Annotated in this window: 1 pseudogene; it reads right to left on the bottom strand. The window is 45.7% G+C overall.

What is annotated here, in order from left to right:
- Positions 1-247, bottom strand: a pseudogene (gene yitU, locus PU683_RS20790) (5-amino-6-(5-phospho-D-ribitylamino)uracil phosphatase YitU); the annotation flags it as partial.

Genomic DNA, 247 nt, shown 5'->3' with positions numbered 1-247 from the left:
CGCCGTAATAATCGCTGATTTTCTGCAGGCCGACCGCTTTATTCATGCCGCTTTTGATAATTTCAATGACATGCCACGGTGCGGCCCATCTTCTATGGTCGATTACCTCGGCATGCACATCCGATAAATATGAGCGTATTGCCGGCACATCCTCTTCTTTTGCATGTATGAGTACAGAAGTCACATCTTCACCAAGATTTTCCCTCAAGTCTCCGACCGTTACATTTGTTGTGTTCATGTTAAAGGC

Origin of the sequence: Candidatus Kosakonia sp. 282A-S69 (genome assembly GCF_029433855.1) — a bacterium.
Lineage (GTDB): Bacteria > Pseudomonadota > Gammaproteobacteria > Enterobacterales > Enterobacteriaceae > Kosakonia > Kosakonia cowanii_A.
This window is presented reverse-complemented; position numbering and strand designations above follow the sequence as displayed.